At 51.7% G+C, this 22,201-nt stretch carries 24 protein-coding genes; 10 read left to right on the top strand and 14 right to left on the bottom strand.

The window, feature by feature from the left end; genetic code table 11:
- The first annotated feature begins 9 nt into the window (after positions 1-9).
- From H511_RS23730 to H511_RS0117115, 6 genes are all read left to right on the top strand, one after another.
- Complete coding sequence (locus H511_RS23730) at positions 10-645, top strand: hypothetical protein (RefSeq protein ID WP_051288299.1); 636 nt, start codon at positions 10-12, stop codon at positions 643-645.
- Between the two features lie 33 nt (positions 646-678).
- Positions 679-1,023 (top strand): hypothetical protein, encoded by a 345-nt coding sequence (locus H511_RS0117135; RefSeq protein WP_155804928.1) that lies wholly within the window; start codon positions 679-681, stop codon positions 1,021-1,023.
- A 285-nt stretch (positions 1,024-1,308) separates the two neighbouring features.
- A complete protein-coding gene (locus tag H511_RS24490) occupies positions 1,309-1,473 on the top strand; it encodes a GNAT family N-acetyltransferase (protein ID WP_276324938.1) in 165 nt (54 codons plus the stop codon).
- Positions 1,474-1,503: 30 nt separating this feature from the next.
- A complete protein-coding gene (locus H511_RS0117125) occupies positions 1,504-1,974 on the top strand; it encodes a GNAT family N-acetyltransferase (RefSeq protein ID WP_027253415.1) in 471 nt (156 codons plus the stop codon).
- A 461-nt stretch (positions 1,975-2,435) separates the two neighbouring features.
- Positions 2,436-2,942 (top strand): GNAT family N-acetyltransferase, encoded by a 507-nt coding sequence (locus H511_RS24485; protein ID WP_027253414.1) that lies wholly within the window; start codon positions 2,436-2,438, stop codon positions 2,940-2,942.
- A 146-nt stretch (positions 2,943-3,088) separates the two neighbouring features.
- A complete protein-coding gene (locus tag H511_RS0117115) occupies positions 3,089-3,544 on the top strand; it encodes an SRPBCC domain-containing protein (protein ID WP_051288297.1) in 456 nt (151 codons plus the stop codon).
- Positions 3,545-3,550: 6 nt separating this feature from the next.
- On the opposite strand, the gene H511_RS0117110 is transcribed toward H511_RS0117115, so the two are convergent.
- The 3 genes from H511_RS0117110 to cls all read right to left on the bottom strand — a co-directional run bounded on the left by H511_RS0117110 (position 3,551) and on the right by cls (position 7,099).
- Positions 3,551-4,675, bottom strand: a complete 1,125-nt coding sequence (locus H511_RS0117110; RefSeq protein WP_161443337.1) for a GGDEF domain-containing protein — start codon at positions 4,673-4,675, stop codon at positions 3,551-3,553.
- 49 nt (positions 4,676-4,724) lie between these two features.
- Positions 4,725-5,240 carry a putative pterin-binding protein gene (locus H511_RS23725; protein WP_051288295.1) on the bottom strand — a complete coding sequence of 172 codons (516 nt, stop codon included), beginning with the start codon at positions 5,238-5,240 and terminating at the stop codon, positions 4,725-4,727.
- Between the two features lie 401 nt (positions 5,241-5,641).
- Positions 5,642-7,099 (bottom strand): cardiolipin synthase, encoded by a 1,458-nt coding sequence (gene cls / locus H511_RS0117095; RefSeq protein WP_027253411.1) that lies wholly within the window; start codon positions 7,097-7,099, stop codon positions 5,642-5,644.
- 183 nt (positions 7,100-7,282) lie between these two features.
- On the opposite strand from cls, the gene H511_RS0117090 reads away from it, so the two are divergent.
- The 3 genes from H511_RS0117090 to H511_RS0117080 all read left to right on the top strand — a co-directional run bounded on the left by H511_RS0117090 (position 7,283) and on the right by H511_RS0117080 (position 10,398).
- A complete protein-coding gene (locus tag H511_RS0117090; RefSeq protein ID WP_027253410.1) occupies positions 7,283-8,614 on the top strand; it encodes a sodium-dependent transporter in 1,332 nt (443 codons plus the stop codon).
- A gap of 78 nt (positions 8,615-8,692) precedes the next feature.
- The gene (locus H511_RS0117085; RefSeq protein WP_027253409.1) at positions 8,693-9,397 is read left to right on the top strand and encodes a TIGR01621 family pseudouridine synthase; all 705 of its coding nucleotides are present in this window, start codon (positions 8,693-8,695) and stop codon (positions 9,395-9,397) included.
- 65 nt (positions 9,398-9,462) lie between these two features.
- Positions 9,463-10,398 (top strand): class I SAM-dependent methyltransferase, encoded by a 936-nt coding sequence (locus H511_RS0117080; RefSeq protein WP_027253408.1) that lies wholly within the window; start codon positions 9,463-9,465, stop codon positions 10,396-10,398.
- Between the two features lie 80 nt (positions 10,399-10,478).
- Here H511_RS0117080 and gspS2 read toward each other — a convergent pair whose 3' ends face one another.
- The 11 genes from gspS2 to H511_RS0117025 all read right to left on the bottom strand — a co-directional run bounded on the left by gspS2 (position 10,479) and on the right by H511_RS0117025 (position 21,088).
- Positions 10,479-10,895 (bottom strand): type II secretion system pilot lipoprotein GspS-beta, encoded by a 417-nt coding sequence (gene gspS2 / locus H511_RS0117075; protein WP_248616613.1) that lies wholly within the window; start codon positions 10,893-10,895, stop codon positions 10,479-10,481.
- Positions 10,895-11,197: a YciI family protein gene (locus H511_RS0117070; protein ID WP_027253406.1), complete on the bottom strand. Its 303-nt coding sequence runs from the start codon at positions 11,195-11,197 to the stop codon at positions 10,895-10,897. Before H511_RS0117070 ends, gspS2 begins: the two co-directional genes overlap by 1 nt.
- A gap of 87 nt (positions 11,198-11,284) precedes the next feature.
- Positions 11,285-11,683 carry an acyl-CoA thioester hydrolase YciA gene (gene yciA / locus H511_RS0117065; RefSeq protein WP_027253405.1) on the bottom strand — a complete coding sequence of 133 codons (399 nt, stop codon included), beginning with the start codon at positions 11,681-11,683 and terminating at the stop codon, positions 11,285-11,287.
- Between the two features lie 181 nt (positions 11,684-11,864).
- Positions 11,865-13,133 (bottom strand): dicarboxylate/amino acid:cation symporter, encoded by a 1,269-nt coding sequence (locus H511_RS0117060; RefSeq protein WP_036759876.1) that lies wholly within the window; start codon positions 13,131-13,133, stop codon positions 11,865-11,867.
- A 290-nt stretch (positions 13,134-13,423) separates the two neighbouring features.
- On the bottom strand, positions 13,424-14,230 hold the full coding sequence (gene trpA, locus H511_RS0117055) for a tryptophan synthase subunit alpha (protein ID WP_027253403.1): 807 nt from the start codon (positions 14,228-14,230) through the stop codon (positions 13,424-13,426).
- Positions 14,230-15,420 carry a tryptophan synthase subunit beta gene (gene trpB, locus H511_RS0117050; RefSeq protein WP_027253402.1) on the bottom strand — a complete coding sequence of 397 codons (1,191 nt, stop codon included), beginning with the start codon at positions 15,418-15,420 and terminating at the stop codon, positions 14,230-14,232. Before trpB ends, trpA begins: the two co-directional genes overlap by 1 nt.
- A gap of 65 nt (positions 15,421-15,485) precedes the next feature.
- On the bottom strand, positions 15,486-16,856 hold the full coding sequence (gene trpCF, locus H511_RS0117045) for a bifunctional indole-3-glycerol-phosphate synthase TrpC/phosphoribosylanthranilate isomerase TrpF (RefSeq protein WP_027253401.1): 1,371 nt from the start codon (positions 16,854-16,856) through the stop codon (positions 15,486-15,488).
- A 2-nt stretch (positions 16,857-16,858) separates the two neighbouring features.
- Entirely contained in the window at positions 16,859-17,869 is a 1,011-nt protein-coding gene (gene trpD, locus H511_RS0117040) for an anthranilate phosphoribosyltransferase (RefSeq protein WP_027253400.1), read from the bottom strand.
- A gap of 18 nt (positions 17,870-17,887) precedes the next feature.
- Complete coding sequence (locus H511_RS0117035; protein ID WP_027253399.1) at positions 17,888-18,499, bottom strand: aminodeoxychorismate/anthranilate synthase component II; 612 nt, start codon at positions 18,497-18,499, stop codon at positions 17,888-17,890.
- A 10-nt stretch (positions 18,500-18,509) separates the two neighbouring features.
- On the bottom strand, positions 18,510-20,078 hold the full coding sequence (locus tag H511_RS0117030) for an anthranilate synthase component 1 (protein ID WP_027253398.1): 1,569 nt from the start codon (positions 20,076-20,078) through the stop codon (positions 18,510-18,512).
- Positions 20,075-21,088, bottom strand: a complete 1,014-nt coding sequence (locus tag H511_RS0117025) for a bifunctional 3-deoxy-7-phosphoheptulonate synthase/chorismate mutase (RefSeq protein ID WP_027253397.1) — start codon at positions 21,086-21,088, stop codon at positions 20,075-20,077. Before H511_RS0117025 ends, H511_RS0117030 begins: the two co-directional genes overlap by 4 nt.
- A 265-nt stretch (positions 21,089-21,353) precedes the next feature.
- Here H511_RS0117025 and rnm point away from each other — a divergent pair, with 265 nt between their 5' ends.
- Entirely contained in the window at positions 21,354-22,190 is an 837-nt protein-coding gene (gene rnm / locus H511_RS0117020) for an RNase RNM (protein ID WP_027253396.1), read from the top strand.
- Positions 22,191-22,201: the final 11 nt, after the last annotated feature.

Genomic DNA, 22,201 nt, shown 5'->3' with positions numbered 1-22,201 from the left:
GAATATCACATGAAAAAGTTAGCTCTGGTAATTTCTGCGCTGTTGGTCTCTGGTGGTGCGCTGGCGGTAGATAACGAAGCTGATGTCAGTATCACAGGGTACAGTGATTACAATGATGTGTGGATTTATCAGGATTCTCCAGGAAGCTGGGGTAACGAAGCAGTGGTCGATATCAGCGGTGGTTCCGATGACAACGAAATCGATATTGAACAAGACGGTTCGGATAACTTCGCTAAAGTTGAAGTAGCTGACGACTCAGAAGATAACGAGCTGGAAGTGCTGCAAGATGGTGACGATAATAAAGGTCGAATCAGCCTGGATGACCATGCAGATGACAACTATGTGGTGCTGAACCAAAATGGTGATGACAATACCGCTGATGTAGATATCGAAGGTGGTGATGACAACCATGTTGATGTTGACCAGTATGGCGATGACAACAAAGTGTATGTTGACATCAAAGGTTATGGCGCTGATCACAACGATGTCTATATCGACCAGAACTCAGATGATGCTCGTGTCTACGGTAAAATCCTGGGTAACTCTAGCTACAATGAAGTGGACATCGAGCAGACTCGCGCTGATACCGCAACCTTTTATATCAGCAACTCGTCTTATAACGAAGTTGATATCCAGCAGTTCTGATAACATTGTAGAAATTAAATTGAATGACTAACTATGTGTAAACTTATGACCAATAAAGCGGCGATTATCGCCGCTTTCTGTTTTTATCCATTGCTGGCGATAAGCCAGACGGAAAAACCGTTTGATATCAGCTGCACTCTGGCCGGGGATTCAGTGGCGATATTAATGATCTCGGAAAGCGGTGAGCGAGTCGCGTATTCACTGACCTCACGTAGTGGTAATAAAATGCGCTCAGCAGTAAGCGGCTCCAGCAAATCCAGAATGTCATTAAGTAAATCTCAATTCCCTGTCAGCATCACGGTTGATGCCGCTGGCGACATGTCTGTCCTGACAGTCACCGACGACTGCCAAATTACCACCCAGACACCTCGTTCCTGAGGTGTCTCAACACTCATGGCATCTTAGGTTGCCTTGTAGTACTGTGCGCCTCCCAGAAGGATAGACTGATGTAAATTCAGAACCGTTTGGCCTAAAGCATCAGGATGCACAGCGGCTGAGTTTGCTTTGGTGGTTGGCTATGTGCGAGAGTGCACAGAATGTTACCACTTTACGCTTTAAGCTCTCATTCCGATTTCAAAATTGCTATTATGTGAGGCTGATTCCGATTATAGCGCCTGGGCGCAGGTCGGTTTGATTGGCTGATGAGGGTTAGAAGTCGGAGGCATTGGCCGCCAGCTAATGCAAAAAGCTATCCTGTTTGCCCGTCGTACCGGCGCCAGAGGGATCGCGTTAGAGGCATCGCACAGAAACCTGACTGCTCAGGCTCTTTATGAGTCGTTGGGTTTTCAGCGCGATGAAAATTATTATCACTATTTTTTGACTGTGTAGCAGTAACAACATTAATGCTTGGTTAATACTATGTATATTCAAAAAGTTATGCCCAATCGTGATGACGTCCGAGTGATCCTCAGCGCATCCGATGATTATATGTATAGTTTGTACCCGCCCGAGACGAACAACCTGGAAAGTGAGGAATCCCTCATGAAGGACAATGTTCATCTGGTCGGAGCCTTTGTACGCGGTGCGTTAGCCGGTATTGGCGCAGTGAAAATGATGGATGATGACGGGCAGTACGGCGAAATCAAGCGTATGTTTGTACTGGATAATTACCGCGGTCTGGGTATATCCCGGCAAATTATGGATGCTTTGCACCAGTACCTTAAGCATAACGGTATCCGCCTTGCCCGCCTGGAAACCGGCGTGAATCAGCCTGAATCCATTGGTTTATATCAAACCATAGGATATCGGGTTTGTGAGCCTTATGGTCAGTATCAAGCACACCCGCTCAGTATTTTTATGGAGCTCGACTTGAATTCACTGGACGGTTAGCCGTTCTGATGTCGAATCATCATCATGGCCCCCTGTCAATGCGGGGCTGTGACCTTTTCGCTTCGATGTAATGATCCAGAACAAGCCGGATACTTCCTTTCTTCCCAAGAAGCAAAAACATATTTATACCGATATAAGCTCGTTTGGTTAGCGGTTTGTGATGCGCATAAACAATATCCAACAGGGTGCGAATAAGTGTATCTTCTGCGCTTTTCACTGAAAAAAAGTGAGAGTTAGTGCAATCAATCAGCTTTAGAGCATTGATCTGGCTCCCAATTGCAGTAATGCTACAGAGTGGTGTGCAACTTGGTTCATTTTGGTGATGTTGTGATCAGCCTGCGACTGAGAAAAGATGCGATCTTTCAGCTTTTCGTCATGGTTTGTCGTGTTACCAATCCATTCTTGCGTACCGTTGCACCTGTATAAACATCGTATAAATTTGTCTGTTATAAAGGAAGATCATGCTCACCAAACGGCCAGACTCCCGGCATCAACTTAAACCGTTTACCGCGCAGGACTATTCATTACTCATGGATTGGGTAACGGATGAGGAGTTTAATTTACTTTGGGGAGGGCCTGTCTATCAGTTTCCTCTGACTTTACAACAGATTGAAAGACATGTTTCTCGTCCTGAAGTCCATCCTTATTTATTTCAGGCCGCAGGCCAGACAAAAGGTTATATAGAGTTATACCAATCATCGCCCAAACACTGCAGGCTTTGTCGCGTATTAGTGGCAAATGAATCGGATCGCGGTAAGGGATATGGTCGGATGCTGCTGGATATGGCAGTGGAGAAAGCAGAATCTGAGTTCGGTGCTGAGGTGGTATCACTGTCGGTGTTTGAGCACAATTTTCGTGCGGTCAATTGTTATCGCGGGATGGGCTTTGAAATCTATCAGGCTGACCGGGCGACCCGCGTTTTTAACGGTGAACCCTGGACGTTACTGCAAATGAAGAAGTTATTGTAACTATCCGGTTCGGCTTGCAGAGACACTCAGTGCTACTCTCAATAAAGAATGACTGAATAACTCTTTTTCGGTTGTGGTGCTAACGTATCCTGGTCGGTACGTTGTTTATCCGGCCAGATTCGCCGTCCCTGTGATGAGGTATGTCCATGAGCTTGCAACAATTCAAATATGTCAGCTATATCGCGGCAAAGGATACCGACGTCTGGAATGCCTTGCTGGATCCGAAAATGACGCAGCAATACTGGGGGCATGTGAATGAATCTGACTGGAAGGTGGGCAGCCGGTGGGCACATATCCGGGCCGACGGCTCCGAAATTGAAGATGTGACGGGCAAAGTGCTGCTGATTCATCCCCCTCATCATTTAGTGCTGAGCTGGCAGGAAACCGATGGGCACCACGGTGTCATGCATTCCTCTCAGGTGAGCATTGCGCTGGAAAACCTGGGTGAAGACACCCGGATAACAGTTATCCACAGTGATTTACAGTCGGGCTCTCTGAGCTATCAGGATGTCTGTGATGGCTGGCCTGCAGTGATCAGCAATTTAAAAACCTTGCTGGAAACAGGTCATGTCATGGCCAGCGATATTTGGTCGGCCAATTAGTAACAGTTACTGGCGTTTGGTAAAGCCTGGTGCAGCATCAGATGCAGGGTGCTCCAGATTGGTGATTGGGTGCGGATGCTCTGCTTTAAATTGTTGTTTCATTTCATACATAGCAAAATCCGCTTCCTGCAGTAGTTCTGACAGGCTTTTGCTGCCCGGTGTGTACACGCTCAGGCCGATACTGGCTGATAGCGATAACTCACGATGGAGGAGCTGAATAGGGATTTTAAGTACGTGGTCCAGTGTGTTCATCAGAAAGTTCGATACATACTCCTGATTGACCGACTGAGGGAAAACCTGGATCACGGCAAACTCATCCCCTCCCATCCGGGCAACATACATACCGTCGTGTGTCAGGTTATCAAGTCGTCGTGCGATCGTTTTTAACAGCTGATCCCCGGCCCCATGTCCCAGCGTATCATTCACTTCTTTGAACCCGTTCAGATCAATCAGGAAAAAAGCAAAATCTTTACCGCATTTCTCCAGATCTTTTAATTTTCTGTTGAGCCACAGCCGGTTATGGATACCTGTTAATGAGTCATACATCGCCAGTTGATGGTGTGTTCTAGACTCCTTCATCAGTAAGTAAATCATCATGATGCCGATTAACAAGGTTGAAAACAGGGAAGCATGAATTAACCAGCGCAGAGAAATAAACCTGTCCAGTTTCGAGCGTAATACATTGTTTGTGAATAGAAATGTTTTCAACGCATAGCTCATCAATTGATCGTAGTTATCTTTGACTGTTAAGGTCAGTTCAGCCACGTTTTGTCTGGTGAGCCGTTGCAGCGATGATTCGTAGCCCTTGACGATCTGATAGTGATGATTGAACGACTGCAATGAGCCAAAGGTGCTGTGGAGGCGGTTCACCTGGCTGTTGACTTGTATGGAATTAAAACGGCTTAACAGTATCTCATACTGGAGTAACACATCGTCAGTTTCAGCACGTCCGGCTTCATAACTCTGAAGCTGGTAAATCAATTCACTGTATTCATCACTCAGTTGCATCATGAACCAGCTGGCCAGATTCTGGTCTTTACTGACAGATTCAGCATTGGATTCCAGAGAGCTGACAGACACGAAAGTGAACACAATAAGCAGGGGGGCTGCAAAAAAAAGCAGCTTTTTCATCAACGGCATCCCGGCTAAGTGGAAAACTTTTAATGATTTCAAAAACACGTCACGGCACCACATTAATTTCGTTTATTTGCCAGACCATTTTTTCTAGGAAGCCCTTATCAATGAGGTCCGGGTGCGTGTCTAGCGCAAAAATAAGCCAGAAGGGGCCGTAATCACGTACTCTCATCCACTCATCATTGCGGCGTATCGCCAGTACAGGCTGATATTTTTTCATATCTTGCCAGTGTAACTCGGCGGTAAATTTATTCAGGGCCGTCAAATGTATGGTGCCGGGTTTCAGATGATAGTGGTTTAACAAGGCTTGCAGGTTAACACCGGAAAATGTTGCCTTGTCATTAACCCAGGGCATGGATGTCGTGACGGATTCCTGGGGAAAGCTGGCAATATCATCCCGCGTCAGGCGTACTTCTATAGGGGCATTTTCTGCCGACTGCCCCTTGAGTGTTAAAGGAGGCGGTGTAAGAGCAAAAACAGGAAACACAACAATAAAACCTGCAAACAGCAGGCCTGGCGTGAGGGCATTGGAAAGCGGTGAAATATACTTCCTGAGAATCACATATCCCTCATCTTTGTAGGTGATTAGTACGTAAATACAAAGATAGCTATATAAAAGCGCAAAGCAATACTTTTCTCACATGATTGAAGATGAGGTGATTATTCCATTTCTGAATGGTTTGTGGTTTTCCCTGCTGAAATTTAAGATTTCCTGGATTTTTTATTATGCAGTTACGGTTTTTTTAGTATTTATTCATGCCTTTCCGGTGTGATCCTTGTTCAAACGACAGTATTTGTAAGCGGTTGCATATAAGAAGTTCCCACTTTAGTTTACCTCTATCCCGGAAAGTCAGACTAAGTTGTCTGTATTTTCATACGCCTGATGATGTAACCAAACAGTGATTTTTTCATGTTGCTACTTATGTGTTTGGCGCTATTTCTTTCGCTGGGAAAACCTTCGAATTAAAGTAGCGGGCTGAACATATAAAAGCACTGTTCAAGAAATTTATGCCCTAAAGAACGTTCACGCCATTTTGCCGGATCAATCCGGCTGGATTGCCTTATGTATTGTTGCTGCAATTGTGCTAATTGCGCTGTAAAAACCGGATTATCGACCGCAAGCGTCACTTCAAAATTCAGCCACAGACTTCGCATGTCCAGGTTGACTGTGCCAATCAGGCAGTGGGTATCATCAACGACAACCGATTTTGTATGGAGCAAACCACCGTTAAACCGGTGAATGAACACACCGGCATTCAAAAGCTCGGCAAAAAACGAGCGGCTGGCCCATTCCACCATGACAGAGTCGTTCTTGGCGGGGATGACGATGTGAACCTCTGTTCCTCGTTCAGCGGCGCTGATCAGTGCATGTAATAGGTGCTCGCTGGGTACAAAATAGGGCGTAGTAATAACGACGCGTTCCCTGGCCTGATAAATACTGATTAACAGAACCTGATGGATGATTTCATCCGGCATCCCCGGTCCGGACGGAATTACCTGGATCATATCGATGCTGCCATCAGCAGGAGTGGCGTCGCATTCAGGAACGGGGGGTAAATAGCGTTGCCCGGTTTCGACTTCCCAGTCCCAGGCCTGAATGCAATTGAGCACCGAGACGGCCGGACCGGTGACACGCACCATCACATCAATCCATTGCCCGACACCGGCATCTGTTTTGAAAAAAGCCGGATCGACCAGATTCATGGAACCGGTATAGGCAATCTGCGCATCAATGACAACAATTTTACGGTGCTGCCGGATATCCAGCCTTCGCAGGAACATACGTAACGGGCTGACAGCCAGCGCTTCTGTTAATTCGATACCGGCGTGCTTCATCAAACGAGGCCAGTGGGAACGGAAGAAACGCATACTGCCGGCGGAATCCAGCAGTAATCTGACTTTAACACCGCGTTTGGCGGCAAGAATTAATGCCGTCGCCACTTCGTCGGCCAGGCCGCCCGGATGCCAGATGTAAAATTCCAAATGAATCGCGCGATGGGCCTGCTGTATGTCTGAAATCAGCGAGCGCAGAATGGTTTGCGGAGTGTCCTGCAATGTCATGCTGTTACCCACTAACGCCGGAATACCGAGGCGGTTCTGACACAGGTCGTGAATCGGTTTGGTATGCAGGTTCATCAGCTGCGGCTGATGCCCCGGGCAGTTATACAGTTGCTTAAACCAGCTGGCGAAGGGTTCAAACATTTCTTCGGCACGTAATGCCCGTTTTTTGCCAAGATTGAGCTCACCAAACAAGAGATAGGCAATGATGCCGCCAATAGGAATGATGTAGATAATCATCAGCCATGCCAGCGACACACCCACCACACGACGTTTGAATACCACCCGCATAGTGACAGCCGCAATGGCCACCCAATAGATAAACAGGCTGAGCCAGGCTAAGACTTGATAAACGTGATCCATAAAAGCGGCTTGTCTCTTTCTATATGCATACCTGCGCTCTATTTTGCACCCGAATCTCTGTAAAACATAGGGTTAAGCGAAAACTTGACACACTTTATATTGCCGCATGTATCAATAGTGAAGGCGTTTTACGCTGAGAAATGTCTTATCTTGTAAGAGCCCCTTGTTATTTGAGTATCGTGTATGGCGAACAGAGCGCAATTCAGCTCCCGCATTGGTTTTATTCTGGCGGCGGCCGGCTCCGCGGTCGGGCTGGGTAATATCTGGGGCTTTCCGACTCAGGCGGCCAGCAATGGCGGCGCGGTATTTCTGATGGTCTATTTACTGATGGTGTTTGCCCTGGCTTATCCCTTGCTGGTGGCCGAGCTGACCATTGGCCGCTACGGCAGTGCCGATCCCATCACCTCGTTGCGTAAAGTCTGGCCGCAGCAGAAAGCCCTGATGGGGCTGGTCGGGCTGGCGGGCATGATAGCTGTATCGCTGATACTGAGTTTCTACGCGATTGTTGCCGGTTGGCTGCTGGGGTATTTGCTGGCCCCGATGTGTGAGGCGGTGGGGCTGGTTTCACTGGCTCACTGGCTGGAAGCGTTTGGCAGCGGCCGCAATCTGGTACTCATGCTGATCTTTATGTGGCTGACCGTCATGGTCGTCAGGAGCGGGGTTGCCGATGGGATCGAAAAATGGTCCACCCGTCTGATGCCTGTACTGCTGCTGCTGTTCGTGGTTATGGTGATGTATATCCTGACTCAGGACGGTGCCTGGGACGGCCTGAAGCTGTACCTGGTCCCGGATTTAAGCCATTTGTCGCCCAAGCTGATTGTCAGCGCGATGGGGCAGGCGTTTTTTTCTCTTTCTCTTGGGGTGTGCACTATGATGGTGTACGGCTCGTACCTGAGCAAGTCCGCGAATTTACCGAAAACTGCCGCGCAGGTTGCCCTGCTCGATACCGCTGTAGCCTTTATCGCCGGGCTGCTGATCCTGCCTGCTATGTTTGTGGCCCAGCATAACGGCGTGGTGATTTACGACGAGAGCGGGGCATTACTGGCGTCAGATACGCTGGTATTCAGCGTGCTGCCGACCATGTTCGATACCATGGGGCCGGTAGGCATAATAGTCGGCATCCTGTTTTTTGTGCTGATGATCATTGCGGCGCTTACCTCTTCCATATCTATGCTGGAGGTGCCCGTCTCTTGCGCCATTGAAGAGCTGAACCAGAGCCGCCATGCCGCCGTCTGGTGGATAGGCGGGTTAATCTGTGTCACCTCGGCGGTCATTGTGCTTAATTTTGACGCCTTGTTCGGCCGGGTAGTGACCATGACCACAGCCTATGCGCAGCCGGTTATCGGCATGATTTTCGCGCTGCTGGTGGGATGGATCTGGCGCAGAGACAAAGTCTTGCAAGAGATCCGCAAAGGCTATCCGGCCGTCGAGTCGGGCCTGTTCTGGCGGATCTGGCCCTGGTATGTGCGGATTGTCTGTCCGGTTCTCATGCTGCTGGTCTTTTTCCTTCAGTAACAGATGGCATCACAAGGCTGGCGTCATGCGGCAGAGCGGGTATACTGCCGTTCTCCTGAGTCAATCGAACTGCGAACCATGTTTACACTTCTGCATCAAACCCCGGATTTCCTCGTTATTTGCAAGCATGCTGGCGTGAGTGTGCATAAAGATGACAATGATCAGCCATTGCTGGCGGAAGTTGCTGCGGCCACCGGTGATAAACAGCTGTATCTGATCCACCGCCTGGATAAGATGACATCGGGTATTTTGCTGCTGGGCCGTCACGCCAAAGCCGCCGCCGAGTTGTCGGGCGGTTTTGCCCGCCGTGACGTGCAGAAGTTTTATCTCGCGATCAGCAGCAAGAAACCCAAAAAGAAGCAGGGCACAGTGATTGGCGACATGAGCCGTTCACGTCGTCGCAGCTGGAAACTGGATGCAACGCGAGAGAATCCGGCCATAACCCAGTTTATTTCAACGGCTGCCGGTGAGGGCCGCCGGTTGTTCCTGTGCAAACCCTGCACAGGGAAAACCCATCAGATCCGGGTGGCGTTGAAAAGTGTGGGGGCCGGTATTACAGGTGACGACATTTATGGCCAGGAAGAGGCAGATCGTGGATATTTACACGCATTTGCCCTGCAGTTTACCTTTCAGGGACAAGTCTGGCGCTTTGTCTGTTTGCCAGAACAAGGCTCGCTCTGGCAAGTGGCGCAAGTGCAGGCAGCCCTGTCCGGGTGGGCCACACCCTGGGACATATCCTGGCCTTCGTTACCTTCAGGGCTGGTTAAACCGCGCGTTGACTAACGCTTTTGCCGCCAGAGCGGCTATCCGTTTAGATTTATTTATTATTCATTCCATACTGGTGATCCATGGACGCTTCTGCTTTACCTCTGTTCTGTCAACATTTGCTGTCGCAACTGGCTTCTCCTCCTCATGAGGTGCGCCGGTTATTCCATGGTCGCGGCCGGCGCTGGGCCGGACTGGAACAACTGACGGCCGACTGGCTTGACGGCCAGGTACTGATATCGCTGTTTAAAGAGCAGGATGCTGACTTTCTGGCGGCGTTGACAGCTTTGCTTCATGAACTGGTACAAACGGACACCTGGCAGCGCTCGGGGGCGGTGTCGCTTTTGGTGCAGCATCGTGACCGGGCGGGATCGCCGGTGGAAGTGATCTGGGGGGAGCTGCAAACCTGGCAGCAAGTGACGGAAAATGGCCTTAAGTTTCAGCTCGACTTGGGCCAGAAGCAAAATAACGGTCTGTTTCTGGACATGCGTTATGGCCGTCAGTGGGTCAGGGATGCGGCGAAAGACAGCAAAGTGCTCAACTTGTTTGCCTATACGTGCGGATTTTCTGTTGCCGCCATTGCTGGCGGTGCTGAGCATGTGGTTAATCTGGATATGGCCAAAGCGGCTCTGGGGCGCGGCCGGGATAATCACCGGCTGAACGGACACGATCTGAACAAAGTGAGTTTTTTGGGGCACGATATCTTTAAATCCTGGGGCAAACTGAAAAAGTACGGCCCTTATGATCTGATCATCATTGACCCGCCGTCCTTCCAGAAAGGCAGTTTCGCACTCACGAAAGATTACGCCAAAATTCTGCGCCGTTTGCCGGATATGCTGACAGCCGAAGGCAAGGTGCTGGCCTGTGTGAATTCGCCTGCTGTGTCACCACAGTTTCTGATTGATGGTATGGCTGAGGAAGCACCTGAGCTGAGGTTTATCGAGCGCCTTGAGAATCCGCCTGAGTTTGCGGATCTGGAGCACGACAGTGCGCTGAAGGCCATGATTTTTGCCCGATAAATAAAAATGCCGGAGGATATCTCCGGCATTTTTATTGCGGGTTAGCTTCCTGCCTGCCTGGTTTTCTGTCTGGCAATAGATCAGGAGCCGGGAGCCACAATCTGGGCACAGAATTGTGCATTGATCGGCTGCTGCACCACGGGTCTTCCCCGCATATCCAGGATCTGAATCAGATAGCCCAGACCTTCGCTGACCATAGGTGTCAGTTCAGGATTACTGCAGAAGTTCGCTGCCGCTGCCTGCGCGGCTTGGGTGGGGGCCACTTTACCGCCACCGCCGTAGAGAATGGTAATTTCAACGATATTCTGTTGCGCCTTCGCTTTCATGATCTGGTACTGATCAATCTTGGGATAAGGTGCTTTGGAATTAATGACGGCAGCCCGGCGCTCCGCAAGCTCGTTGGTCAGGTCCTCTTGTGATTTAGCGCAACCAGTGAGAATAACCGCTGCTATGACGGCGGCAAACAGGGCCTTTACCGATGCTCGATTCATAACCATCAGGCCGGCAGTACTTTTTTGAATGGCTTCACAATGACCTTGTCATAGACACCGGCATCAATGTAAGGATCCGCATCGGCCCAGGCTTTTGCTTCTTCAAGAGAGCCGAACTCAGCGATGACGGTAGAGCCGGTAAAACCGGCTTCACCCGGGTTGTCGCTGTCAATGGCGGGCATAGGTCCGGCCACCAGCAGACGGCCTTCATCCTGCAGGGCTTTGAGGCGGGCCAGGTGATTTTCGCGAACGCTCAGACGGCGCTCCAGACTGTTTTCAACATCTTGAGAAAAAATGACGTACCACATGCGTTCTGTCTCCCTGTACTTGTGGTGGAATGCAGCCGTTATCATAGCGGAATGAAAAAGCCCCAACCAGCGGTCAGGGCAGATAAATCAGGCTTTCTTAATCGGACGAGGGCGGCCATCGGCATCAATGGCCACATAATTGAAGGTCGCTTCACTGACTTTGTAACGCTCACCGATCCCCTCATTGCCAACGGGCTTCACCCACACTTCCATGGCGACAGAGAGCGACGTATTACCAATACGGTTACATTCGCCATAACAGCACACCACATCGCCCACACCGACGGGGGCTTTAAACACTATGTTGTCGACAGAAACGGTAACCACTTTACCGCGAGATATTTCTTTAGCCAGAATCGCGCCGGCCAGGTCGAGCTGTGACATTATCCAGCCACCAAAAATATCGCCATTTGCATTGGTGTCAGCAGGCATGGCTAAAGTGCGAAGTAATAACTGGCCTCGTGGGACATTATTTTCTGAATTCATCATAAATCATGTGTTGGGAAGATGTATTCATATGGTCATCAATATTGCGCTGGCTTGCAAGCACAAAGCGCCTGGTCTGACCCAGGCCTGATGGAACTTTGAACGAAAATCGGATCCATAGCGGCAGAAAACAAAAAAGGCTGTCGGTTGACAGCCTTTTGGCAATGGCAGAAGTAGCCGTTTAGGCTTCGTTCTGTGTTGCCATGCGTACGTCTTCTTTCTGCTCGTCAGTGATCAGGCTGTCCACAATCACAGCACAGGCAGCATCACCTGTGATGTTGAGTGCGGTACGGATCATGTCAAAGATACGGTCCAGCGCGAACAGCAGTGGCAGACCTTCAATAGGAATACCTGCCGACAGCAGTACAGCCACGACCAGGAATGAAGGTCCAGGTACACCGGCCTGACCCACGGCACCCAGTGTCGAAGTCACTATGATGGCGATATACGCGCTCATAGACAGGTCGATATTGAACAGCTGGGCAAAGAAGATAGCAACCAGACCATAATAGATAGCGTTGCCGCTCATATTGATGGTCGCGCCAAGCGGCAGTACGAAAGCCGCCGTGCTGTTTCTCACTTTCAGCTCTTCTTCGCAGGTTTCCATGGTGACAGGCAGCGTTGCCATGGAAGAGGCGGTAGACAGTGCAACTGCCTGAGGCTTCTTCATTGCAGCCAGGAACTTGATTGGCGATGTCTTGCTGAAGCATTTGATCATCAGCGGGTAGAACACGAAGCCGTACACCAGGATGGCAGCAATGTAGACAACGAACAGTTTGAACACCACCATCAGGGCGTCAAAGCCAAAGGTACCTACGGCATCAGCCATCAGGCCGAACACGCCGATAGGCGCGATCTTCATGACTACGTTGATCATCCAGACCATAGCGTCAACGATGGAATTAACACCGTTGATCAGCGGGTCACGGCGTTCTTTTTCCAGTTTAGAAACGGCGAGACCGAAGAACAGACAGAACACCAGAATTTGCAGGATGTTTGCTTCATTCAGGGATTGGAAAATGTTGGTTGGGATCATACCCAGAATAGTTGCCCAGAACGAAGGCAGGTCACCTTTGTCAGCATAGGTATTTGCGAACATGCCCTGTACGCCGGTCAGGTCGACACCCATACCTGGCTGGAACACTTCACCCATAAACAGCGCCAGTGCAACGGCAACGGCTGATGTCAGGCCAAAGAAACCCAGCGTAATCAGGCCGATTTTACCGGCTGACTGGCTGCTGCCCAGACCGGCTGCGCCAGAGATGATAGCCACAGCAACCAGAGGGATCACCAGCATTTTAATCAGGTGGATGAAAATACTGCCCAGCGGAGCAAACATGCTCGCCGAGTGCCCCATCATTGCACCGGCCAATGCACCCAAGCACATGGCAATGACAACCTGTACTCCAATGTTGCCAAGTAGTCCTTGTTGTTTTAGCACCTTGAACACCTTTATTGTGGAATTTGTTAATTGATGAAAGACTTATGTTTCGCAAATGTTGATTAATTTGAGTCAATATTTTGCGGGTTAAGGTTTTACAGCAGAATAATGCGATAATCAATGTTGTAATGCGTTACTTTCTACTTGGGTTACGATTTAGGGGCGATTTATTTTAATAGGCTGGCGGGCTTATGCATTACGTTTTTTATGCAAGGGAAGGCGAGATGTAACGGTATTGTTAATGAAGAGGCCCCGACTTGTAATCAAGCCAGGGCTCTGTTCAGGGCGAAGGAAATGCATCAGCCTCTGGTGGCTTGCTTCATGCTGTGGATGAATTGACCTAATGCATGGAGCAAAGCGTCCGGATTATCTTTGTGCTGCTCAATGATTTTCACTACCGCAGAGCCGGATATCGCCCCGGCAGCACCGGCTTTGATCGCGTCAGACACCTGTGCCGGCTCTGAGATCCCAAAGCCCAGCAGTGCGGGGGGCGCTTTATATTCGGCCAGAGAGGCCAGCAGATGGTCAATAGGCATACCTGCTTTGGTTTCCGCCCCGGTTACACCCGCGCGTGACAGCAGGTAAGTATAACCACCGCCGAACTCGGCCACGGTTTTCAGCGTATTTGCCGTGGCATTGGGCGGGGCGATGAAAATCGGGTGAATCCCGTATTTTTCCGCCGCCTGCCGAAACTCTGCGGATTCATTAACAGGTACATCTGCGACCAGCACCGAGTCAACGCCCGCTTCCTGGCAACGACGGTAAAAATGCTCAATACCGCCTGCAAACACCAGGTTGGCGTACATCAGCAGGCCAATGGGCAACTCGGGGTACTTTTCCCGCACCTGTGTTAACAGCTCAAAACAGGTGTCAGGGGTGGTGCCGGCATCCAGCGCACGGATAGTCGCCCCCTGAATGGTCGGACCGTCGGCGAGCGGGTCTGAAAACGGTATACCCAGCTCAAGGGCATCGGCCCCGGATTCAACTAAGGTATCAATGATCTGTAACGAGAGTGCCGGGCTTGGATCGCCCAGGGTGACAAAAGGAACAAACGCGCCTTCCTGTTTGGCCGCTAAACGGCTGAATAAAGCTTGATAACGGTCCATTACAGGGCTCCCTTTTCATCCAGAATCTTATGTACGGTAAAGATATCTTTGTCGCCACGGCCAGATAGGTTAACCACCAGGAGTTGTTCCTTTTCTGGTTCATCTTTAATCAGCTTGAGTGCATACGCCAGGGCATGTGCCGATTCCAGCGCCGGAATAATGCCTTCATTACGGGCCAGTGCCTGAAAAGCATCCAGTGCTTCATCGTCGGTTACTGAGCCGTATTCCGCGCGGCCGGTGGCATTGAGATGGGCATGCTGAGGGCCCACAGACGGGAAGTCCAAACCGGCCGAGATAGAGTAAGACTCCTCCACCTGACCATGTTCATCCTGCATTAACGGGGCTTTCATACCGAAGAAAATCCCCAGCTTGCCATGTTTCAGCGGCGCGCCGTGCATGTGGGTATCCAGGCCCAGACCGGCAGGCTCCACACCAATCAGTTTCACACTGGTGTCTTCGATAAAATCGGCAAACATGCCGATAGCGTTGGAACCGCCGCCGACACAAGCAATTACCGCATCCGGCAGGCGGCCTTCTTTGTCAAGAATCTGCGCCTTGGTTTCCTCGCCGATAATGCGCTGGAATTCACGGACTATGGTTGGGAAAGGGTGCGGCCCTGCTGCTGTTCCCAGCAGATAATGCGCCTTGTCGTAAGTGGCGGACCAGTCACGCATGGCTTCGTTACAGGCATCTTTCAGAGTGGCTGAGCCGGAATGAACCGGAATGACTTCTGCGCCCATCAGTTTCATGCGAAAAACGTTGGGACTCTGGCGCTCAACGTCTTTGGCACCCATGTAAATGCGGCATTTCAGGCCCAGCAGGGCACAGGCCAGGGCAGTCGCCACACCATGCTGGCCGGCACCGGTTTCGGCGATGATCTCACTTTTACCCATGCGTTTGGCCAGCAGGGCCTGGCCCAGAACCTGATTGGTTTTGTGCGCGCCGCCATGGAGCAGGTCTTCGCGTTTGAGGTACAGTTTGGTGTTGGTGCCTTTGGTTAAATTCTGACACAGGGTCAGTGCCGTGGGACGACCGGCATAGTCTTTCAGTAAGCCGATAAATTCTTTTTCAAAAGCCGGATCTTTTTGCGCATCAATAAATGCGTCTTCCAGCTGGTCCAGGGCCGGAACCAAAATCTGGGGCACAAACTGGCCGCCAAATTCACCAAAATACGGGTCAAGTTTACTCATGTGTCTGCTGTCCTATTCTGTAATCTGTGTCGGTGCGGAAGCCCGCGAGCGGTTCGCTAACCTGATTAAGGCTTCACTGCCTTGAATACCGAGAGTAATTTCTGTCTGTCTTTCTTGCCGGGCTCGCTTTCCACGCCTGAGTTAAAATCAAGGCCACGGCAGCCTTTACTGGCGGCGTCTTTAGCATTGTCCGGGTTCAACCCGCCAGCCAGCATAATGCGGCTTTTCTCTTCGCAGTTATCCAGCAGCGACCAGTCAAATGACTGACCTGTCCCGCCGCTCTGATTACCGACCTGGGTATCCAGCAGGTGCCGGTCAGCCGGCCAGGCCGTGAGGTCGGGCAGGGCATCACTGACACCATGGGCTTTCCAGACTTCACAGTCTGCGGGTAATAGCGCTTTCAGCGCTGAAATATAATCAGAGGACTCGCTGCCGTGCAACTGAACGGCCGCCAGTTTCAGAGCTTTAGCGTGTTTGGCTACCGCATTGACATCGGCATTGCGAAATACGCCGACGTATTTCAGCGGCGCACCACTCATTACCAGGCGGGCAAGCTCAGCGTCGACGGCTCTTGGTGATCCTTCGACGAAAATCAGCCCGCCATAAACCGCACCGCTCTGGTAAGCCGCACAGGCATCATCAGGGTGCGTCAGTCCGCAGACTTTATGTTCGCCCAGCAGCACAGTGCGTACGGCCATTTCCAGATTATCTTCACTCATCAGTGAACTGCCGATCAGAAAGCCATTGGCGTAGTCTGATAAATCCCGAATTTGCTGGTTGGTGTAAATGCCGGATTCTGAAATCACCAGCGTACCTGCCGGCAGGCGCGGAGCCAGCACTTTGGTCCGGTTCAGGTCAATACTGAGATCGCGCAGGTTACGGTTGTTGATCCCGACCACTCTGGCCTGCAGGGCAATGGCACGTTCCAGCTCTTCTTCGTTACTGACTTCGGTCAGCACGCCCAGATTCAGCGTGTCGGCCAGGGCCGCCAGTTCACGGTATTGCTCGTCGTTCAGGACAGACAGCATCAGTAAAATGGCATCGGCCTGATAATAGCGGGCCAGATAGACCTGATACGGGTCTATCATAAAATCTTTGCACAAGACGGGCTGGGTCACGTGCTGGCGGACTTGCGGCAGAAAATCAAAATTTCCCTGGAAATACTTTTCATCTGTCAGTACGGAAATCGCATTGGCGTAACGGCTGTAGACCTGAGCAATATGATCCAGATCGAAATCTTCCCTGATCAGCCCTTTAGACGGCGACGCCTTTTTGCATTCAAGAATGAATACCGCGTTTTCGCTTTGCAGAGCCTGATAAAAGTCCCGGTCGCTGGGGGTGACATCGGCAATGAAGCTGTCCAGCGGTTGGAGTGCCTTACGGGCTTCAACCCAGATTTTCTTATCAGCGACGATTTTGGCGAGTACAGTTTCCATGATTAACCTCGTGCGGCCAGTTGCTCTACCAGCTGGTAGGCTTTGCCGGATTGCATGACTTCCATCGCTTGCTGAGCATTGGCTTTTAAATCTTCCTGACCAAACAGACGAAGCAGCAGAGCGACATTGACGGCCACAGCGCTTTGCTGTGCTTCCGTGCCTTTGCCCGTCAGTATGTTGGTGATAATGGCACGGTTTTCTTCCGGTTCGCCCCCTTTAATCGCATCTAATGCATGGGTTTGCAAGCCAAAATCTTCCGGTGTCACTGTATATTCGCGAATATCGCCATTGATGATTTCAGCAACCAGAGTCGGGCCGTGAATGGCCACTTCGTCCAGGCCGCTGCCGTGGACCACGGCGGCGCGTTTCATCCCCAGCGCAATCATGGTTTCTGCAATCGGGCGAACCAGAGCGGCATCGTACACACCCATCAGTTCAATGCTCGGACGGGCAGGGTTGATCAGCGGACCGAGCAGGTTAAAGATAGTCCGGGTTTTCATGGCCTGCCGGGCAGGCATCGCATGCCGCACACCGCTGTGATACTGAGGTGCAAACAGGAAACAGACCCCTTGCTCATCAAGCGCGGCGCGGGCGTCTTGCGCTGACATCGCCAGATTAATGCCAAATTTGTCCAGCAGGTCTGAAGAGCCCGACTTGCTGGAGACGCCACGGTTACCGTGCTTGGCGATTTTTACACCGCAGGCGGCGGCGACAAAGGCCGAGGTGGTGGAAATATTGATGGTGTCGGCACCGTCACCGCCTGTGCCGACAATATCGGCAAAGTCGTAGTCCGGACGCGGGAAGGGCGCGGCATTTTCCAGCAAGGCCGTGGCGGCGCCGGCGATCTCATCAGGTGTTTCGCCTTTGATTTTCAGCGCGGTCAGAATGGCAGCCAGCAGAGCGGGTTCCACGTCGCCTTTGATAATGGCATCGAATAATGTGCGGCTTTCGTCTTTGGTCAGCGTTTGCTGATCGTATAATTTGTCGGTAATCGGATAAATAGCGCTGTTCATCTGGGCTCTCCCTTAGCTTTAAAATTCAGTCACAGTGGCGGATTGGCCCGAGACCCAGTCGAGGGTGTTTGCCAGCAGTTGCGCGCCTTGCGCAGTCAGAATGGACTCAGGATGGAACTGAAATCCGCAGACTTTATCTTTCTCGTGGGTGACCGCCATCACCAGGCCATCGACTTCAGCCACTACCCTGAGCGCGTCCGGCACCTGAGTGGCCACCAGCGAGTGGTAGCGGGCTATGGTCAGCGGGCTGGATAACTGACCAAAGACGGCGTGCCGGTTATGGGTCATCTGCGCGGCCTTACCATGGACTATGTCACCCGCCCCTTCTACTTTGCCGCCATAGGCTTCAACAATGGCCTGATGACCAAGACAGATACCTATCATGGGGATCTTGCCGGCTACCCGCTTGATCAGTGCCGGCATACAGCCAGCCTCGGCAGGCGCCCCCGGACCCGGTGACAAAACCAGCACCGGATTTTGTTTCTCTGCCAGAGCCTGCTCCACCTGCTCTGCGCTCAGGCTGTTGCGAAAAATGGTGACCGGATAACCCATGGCGCGAAACTGGTCGACCAGGTTGTAGGTAAAGGAGTCGAAGTTATCCAGCAGAACGATGTCGATGTGTTTGTTCATGGTCGGCTCCTTACTGCACACTGTGTGCGTGACGAATGGCGGTGATCACGGCCTGTGCTTTGCTGCGGGTTTCGTCCGCTTCGGCCTGAGGTACGGAGTCATACACCACACCGGCACCGGCCTGTACGGTTGCGACGCCGTCTTCAACATACGCCGAACGAATGACGATGCAGGTATCCATATCACCCTGCCCGGTCAGGTAGCCGACGGCGCCACCATAGCTGCCGCGACGTTGTTGTTCGACATCGCGGATGAGCTGCATGGCGCGGATTTTCGGTGCCCCGGTCAGGGTGCCCATGTTCATGCAGGCCTGGTAGGCGTGCAGGGCATCAAGATCGTCGCGCAACTGGCCAACCACACGGGAAACCAGGTGCATCACATGGCTGTAACGGTCAACCTGCAGCAGATCGGCCACATAACGCGTACCTGGCTGGCTGATTCGGGCCACATCATTTCGGGCCAGATCGACCAGCATCATGTGCTCGGCGTTTTCTTTTTTATCGCAGCGCAGTTCCAGTTCGATACGGCCATCCAGATCCAGATCGATACTGCCATCGGCTTTTTTACCGCGTGGACGGGTCCCGGCAATGGGATAGATTTCGACCTGATTGCTGTCGGTGCAATATTTCAGTGCGCTCTCCGGAGAAGCACCAAACAAAGTGAAATCGGCATCTTTCAGGTAGAACATGTAAGGGCTTGGGTTGCCAATCTTCAGGGCTTTATAGGCGTTCAGCGGTGACGGGCAGGGCAGCGTGAACTGACGGGACGGCACCACCTGAAAAACATCACCCCGTACCACAAATTGCTTTAACTGCTCGACGGTGGCACAGAAGTCGGCATCGCTGATGCTGACGCTGGGTTCGCACTGCTCCAATATCTCGGCCGGTGGCAGGGCAACCGGTTTGAGGCAGATTTCTTTGATTTGCTGCAGCCGGCGGCTCAGTTCGAAATAGCTCGCCGTGTAGTTGTCGCCGCCGAACAAGGTCGCCTGCAGCTTGCCTTTTCGGCGCTGGTGGTCGATAACCAGCAGGGTTTCTGCCACATAAAACAGGTAATCCGGACAGCGGTTGCCCTGCTCTGCGTCAGGCAGCGGCTCGAAGCTGGCGACCAGATCGTAGGCAAACAGGCCGCCTAGAAACAGCGCTTCGCGAGACTGTGCGGGCTGGTGGAAAATGTGCTGGATCAGGCGCAGTGCATCAAAAGGTGATGACTGGCGCAGCCGGCTGTCTTCATCCAGCGCACGGCCACTTTCCTTAAATGTCAGTATCAGGGTGTTGTTGTCCACGGCCAGGTCAACATCGGCCGGGATCTGATTTTTCACGGCCTGCAGGACGTTCTGACCATTGCTGGTTAAGGCTTCCAGGCGTACTTCGCGGCCGCGGCAGACAATGCGCACGGCGGCATCAATCAGCATCAGGCTTTTCAGATCTTCTTTGGAGTCGATTTCTGCCGATTCCAGTAACAGATTGTGGGGGCGGTCGCCGCAGATCGAATAATACAGTTCGGTGGGCTCTGAGACATAAGGAACGTCCAGATTCAGAACGTCCAGTTCTCCGACAGCTAAAGGTATTGTTTTCATAGTGTTTTACCTGCAGCTTCTACAAAGGGTTTCAGTTCCTGCATCAGTTGCTGGAACATGGGGCCGGTCAGCGCCTGATGGCCGTCAGACAGTGCTTCGCCCGGGTTGAGGTGAGATTCAACGATGATACCGTCGGCACCGACTGCGGCCGCCGCGCGGGATAAAGGAATCACCAGCTCACGGACACCCGTACCATGGCTCGGGTCAACAACAACGGGCAGATGGGTTTTCTGCTTCAGGAAGGCAACGGCATTGAGATCCAGTGTATTGCGGGTAGCGGTTTCGAATGTGCGGATACCACGTTCGCACAGAATGATGTTCGGGTTGCCGGCATCATAGATATATTCCGCCGCCAGCAGCAATTCTTCGATAGTGGCAGACAGGCCGCGCTTCAGCAGAACTGGCTTTTTGCTTTCACCCACTGCTTTAAGCAAAGCATAGTTTTGCATGTTACGGGCGCCGATTTGCAGACAGTCGATGTATTCACACATGGTCTCCATCTGGCTCACTTCCATCACTTCAGACACAGTGGGCATGTTCAGCATCTCGCTGGCTTGTTTGAGCAGCTTCAGCCCTTCAACACCCATGCCCTGAAAGTCATAAGGGCTGGTACGCGGTTTGTAAGCGCCGCCCCGCAGTGCAACCGCGCCATGCTGTTTGACCACTTCTGCCACCGACAGCAGCTGCTGCTCGGATTCCACCGAGCAAGGGCCGGCAATCACGGCAAATTGATTGCCGCCGACCGACGCATTGCCGAAGCGAACCACAGTATCGTGTGCCTGCACCTCACGGCTGACCATTTTGTATTTGGTCAGGATCGGTTTGATGTTTTCCACGCAAGGATTGGCATCCAGATTCAGTTTCTGCAGCACCCGCTCGTCACCCAATGCACCCAGCACAATGCGCTCCACACCTGGCATATACAGAGGTTTGAGGCCGGCATCTTCAATACGTTTCAGGATGTCTTTTGCTTGGCGCTCGGTGGCTGTTGGTTTCAGTACGATAATCATGTTGTTGTCCTTGCTAGCCAGATCTGGAATTGGTTTTAGATTGTTCAGCTATAAAAAAACCCGCACAGGGCGGGTTCTGGATTCTGTGCAGTCGGCACAGCAAATCTCACGACCCGCTATAGGTTGTGCAGCCACCAAGTGAAGAAAGCGCGAAGCGAATGATGTTTTTGCTGTAACATAAACAGAACCTGAGTAATTAAATGTTCATTGAGTAACTTCGTACTAGTAAACTAGTTCATGAATATTATGTCAAGACTTTATTTTTATGTTGTTTGATCTTCACAGTCATACCACGGCCTCGGACGGTCGGCTTACACCTGCAGAGCTGGTGAAACGGGCGACCGATTTCCGTGTGGATGTTCTCGCGATCACAGATCACGATACTGTCGCGGGCCTCGAATTAGCCCAGCAGGCGATAGATGCACAAAACCTGGCTTTAAAGCTGGTCAAAGGCATTGAAATATCGACAGTTTGGAATAATTTTGATATTCACATTGTTGGCCTGAACATTGACCCGGCGCATGCTGACTTAGTGTCTCTAATCGCCCAGCAGGCAGAGCGACGAACTGCCCGGGCTGTGTTAATGGGGGAGCGTCTGGCCAAAAGCCAGATAGCCGGCGCTTATGAAGGTGCGAGAGCCCTTGCCGGGGATGCCACCTTAACCCGGGCTCATTTTGCCCGCTGGCTGGTCGAACAGGGGCATGCCAAAACAATGCAGGCAGTGTTCAAGAAATTTCTGACCCGGGGAAACACAGGCTACGTTCCGCCTAACTGGTGCAGTATCGCTGAGGCTGTCCAGGCTATTCATGCCGCTGGCGGACAGGCGGTGCTGGCCCACCCGGGCCGGTATGACATGACGGCGAAATGGCTGAAACGTTTGCTCAGTGATTTTGTGGCTGCCACCGGAGATGCCATCGAAGTGGCTCAGCCGCAGCAGGCCCAGAATGAGCGCCGTACCCTGGCGGAGTACGCTGAACAATTTGGTCTTTTGTCATCTCAGGGATCGGATTTTCACTACCCGTCACCCTGGACGGAGTTGGGACGCAATCTTTGGTTACCCAAAGCTTCAGTACCTGTGTGGCAGGACTGGGGTATGGAATAAAATGTTGTAAA

It is taken from the genome of Photobacterium halotolerans DSM 18316, from assembly GCF_000425165.1.
GTDB lineage: Bacteria > Pseudomonadota > Gammaproteobacteria > Enterobacterales > Vibrionaceae > Photobacterium > Photobacterium halotolerans.
This window is presented reverse-complemented; position numbering and strand designations above follow the sequence as displayed.

Bases quoted from the DNA above. Each gene is read 5' to 3' on its own strand.
- H511_RS0117135 (WP_155804928.1), top strand. From the start codon at position 679: ATGTGTAAACTTATGACCAATAAAGCGGCGATTATCGCCGCTTTCTGT.
- H511_RS0117110 (WP_161443337.1), bottom strand. From the start codon at position 4,675: ATGAAAAAGCTGCTTTTTTTTGCAGCCCCCCTGCTTATTGTGTTCACT.
- H511_RS0117085 (WP_027253409.1), top strand. From the start codon at position 8,693: ATGTTTACACTTCTGCATCAAACCCCGGATTTCCTCGTTATTTGCAAG.
- trpD (WP_027253400.1), bottom strand. From the start codon at position 17,869: ATGAACAGCGCTATTTATCCGATTACCGACAAATTATACGATCAGCAA.
- H511_RS0117030 (WP_027253398.1), bottom strand. From the start codon at position 20,078: ATGAAAACAATACCTTTAGCTGTCGGAGAACTGGACGTTCTGAATCTG.
- H511_RS0117025 (WP_027253397.1), bottom strand. From the start codon at position 21,088: ATGATTATCGTACTGAAACCAACAGCCACCGAGCGCCAAGCAAAAGAC.
- H511_RS24485 (WP_027253414.1), top strand. From the start codon at position 2,436: ATGCTCACCAAACGGCCAGACTCCCGGCATCAACTTAAACCGTTTACC.
- H511_RS0117035 (WP_027253399.1), bottom strand. From the start codon at position 18,499: ATGAACAAACACATCGACATCGTTCTGCTGGATAACTTCGACTCCTTT.
- H511_RS0117125 (WP_027253415.1), top strand. From the start codon at position 1,504: ATGTATATTCAAAAAGTTATGCCCAATCGTGATGACGTCCGAGTGATC.
- yciA (WP_027253405.1), bottom strand. From the start codon at position 11,683: ATGAATTCAGAAAATAATGTCCCACGAGGCCAGTTATTACTTCGCACT.
- H511_RS0117115 (WP_051288297.1), top strand. From the start codon at position 3,089: ATGAGCTTGCAACAATTCAAATATGTCAGCTATATCGCGGCAAAGGAT.
- trpCF (WP_027253401.1), bottom strand. From the start codon at position 16,856: ATGGAAACTGTACTCGCCAAAATCGTCGCTGATAAGAAAATCTGGGTT.
- cls (WP_027253411.1), bottom strand. From the start codon at position 7,099: ATGGATCACGTTTATCAAGTCTTAGCCTGGCTCAGCCTGTTTATCTAT.
- H511_RS0117090 (WP_027253410.1), top strand. From the start codon at position 7,283: ATGGCGAACAGAGCGCAATTCAGCTCCCGCATTGGTTTTATTCTGGCG.
- H511_RS0117080 (WP_027253408.1), top strand. From the start codon at position 9,463: ATGGACGCTTCTGCTTTACCTCTGTTCTGTCAACATTTGCTGTCGCAA.
- H511_RS23730 (WP_051288299.1), top strand. From the start codon at position 10: ATGAAAAAGTTAGCTCTGGTAATTTCTGCGCTGTTGGTCTCTGGTGGT.
- trpA (WP_027253403.1), bottom strand. From the start codon at position 14,230: ATGGACCGTTATCAAGCTTTATTCAGCCGTTTAGCGGCCAAACAGGAA.
- gspS2 (WP_248616613.1), bottom strand. From the start codon at position 10,895: ATGGTTATGAATCGAGCATCGGTAAAGGCCCTGTTTGCCGCCGTCATA.
- rnm (WP_027253396.1), top strand. From the start codon at position 21,354: ATGTTGTTTGATCTTCACAGTCATACCACGGCCTCGGACGGTCGGCTT.
- H511_RS0117070 (WP_027253406.1), bottom strand. From the start codon at position 11,197: ATGTGGTACGTCATTTTTTCTCAAGATGTTGAAAACAGTCTGGAGCGC.
- trpB (WP_027253402.1), bottom strand. From the start codon at position 15,420: ATGAGTAAACTTGACCCGTATTTTGGTGAATTTGGCGGCCAGTTTGTG.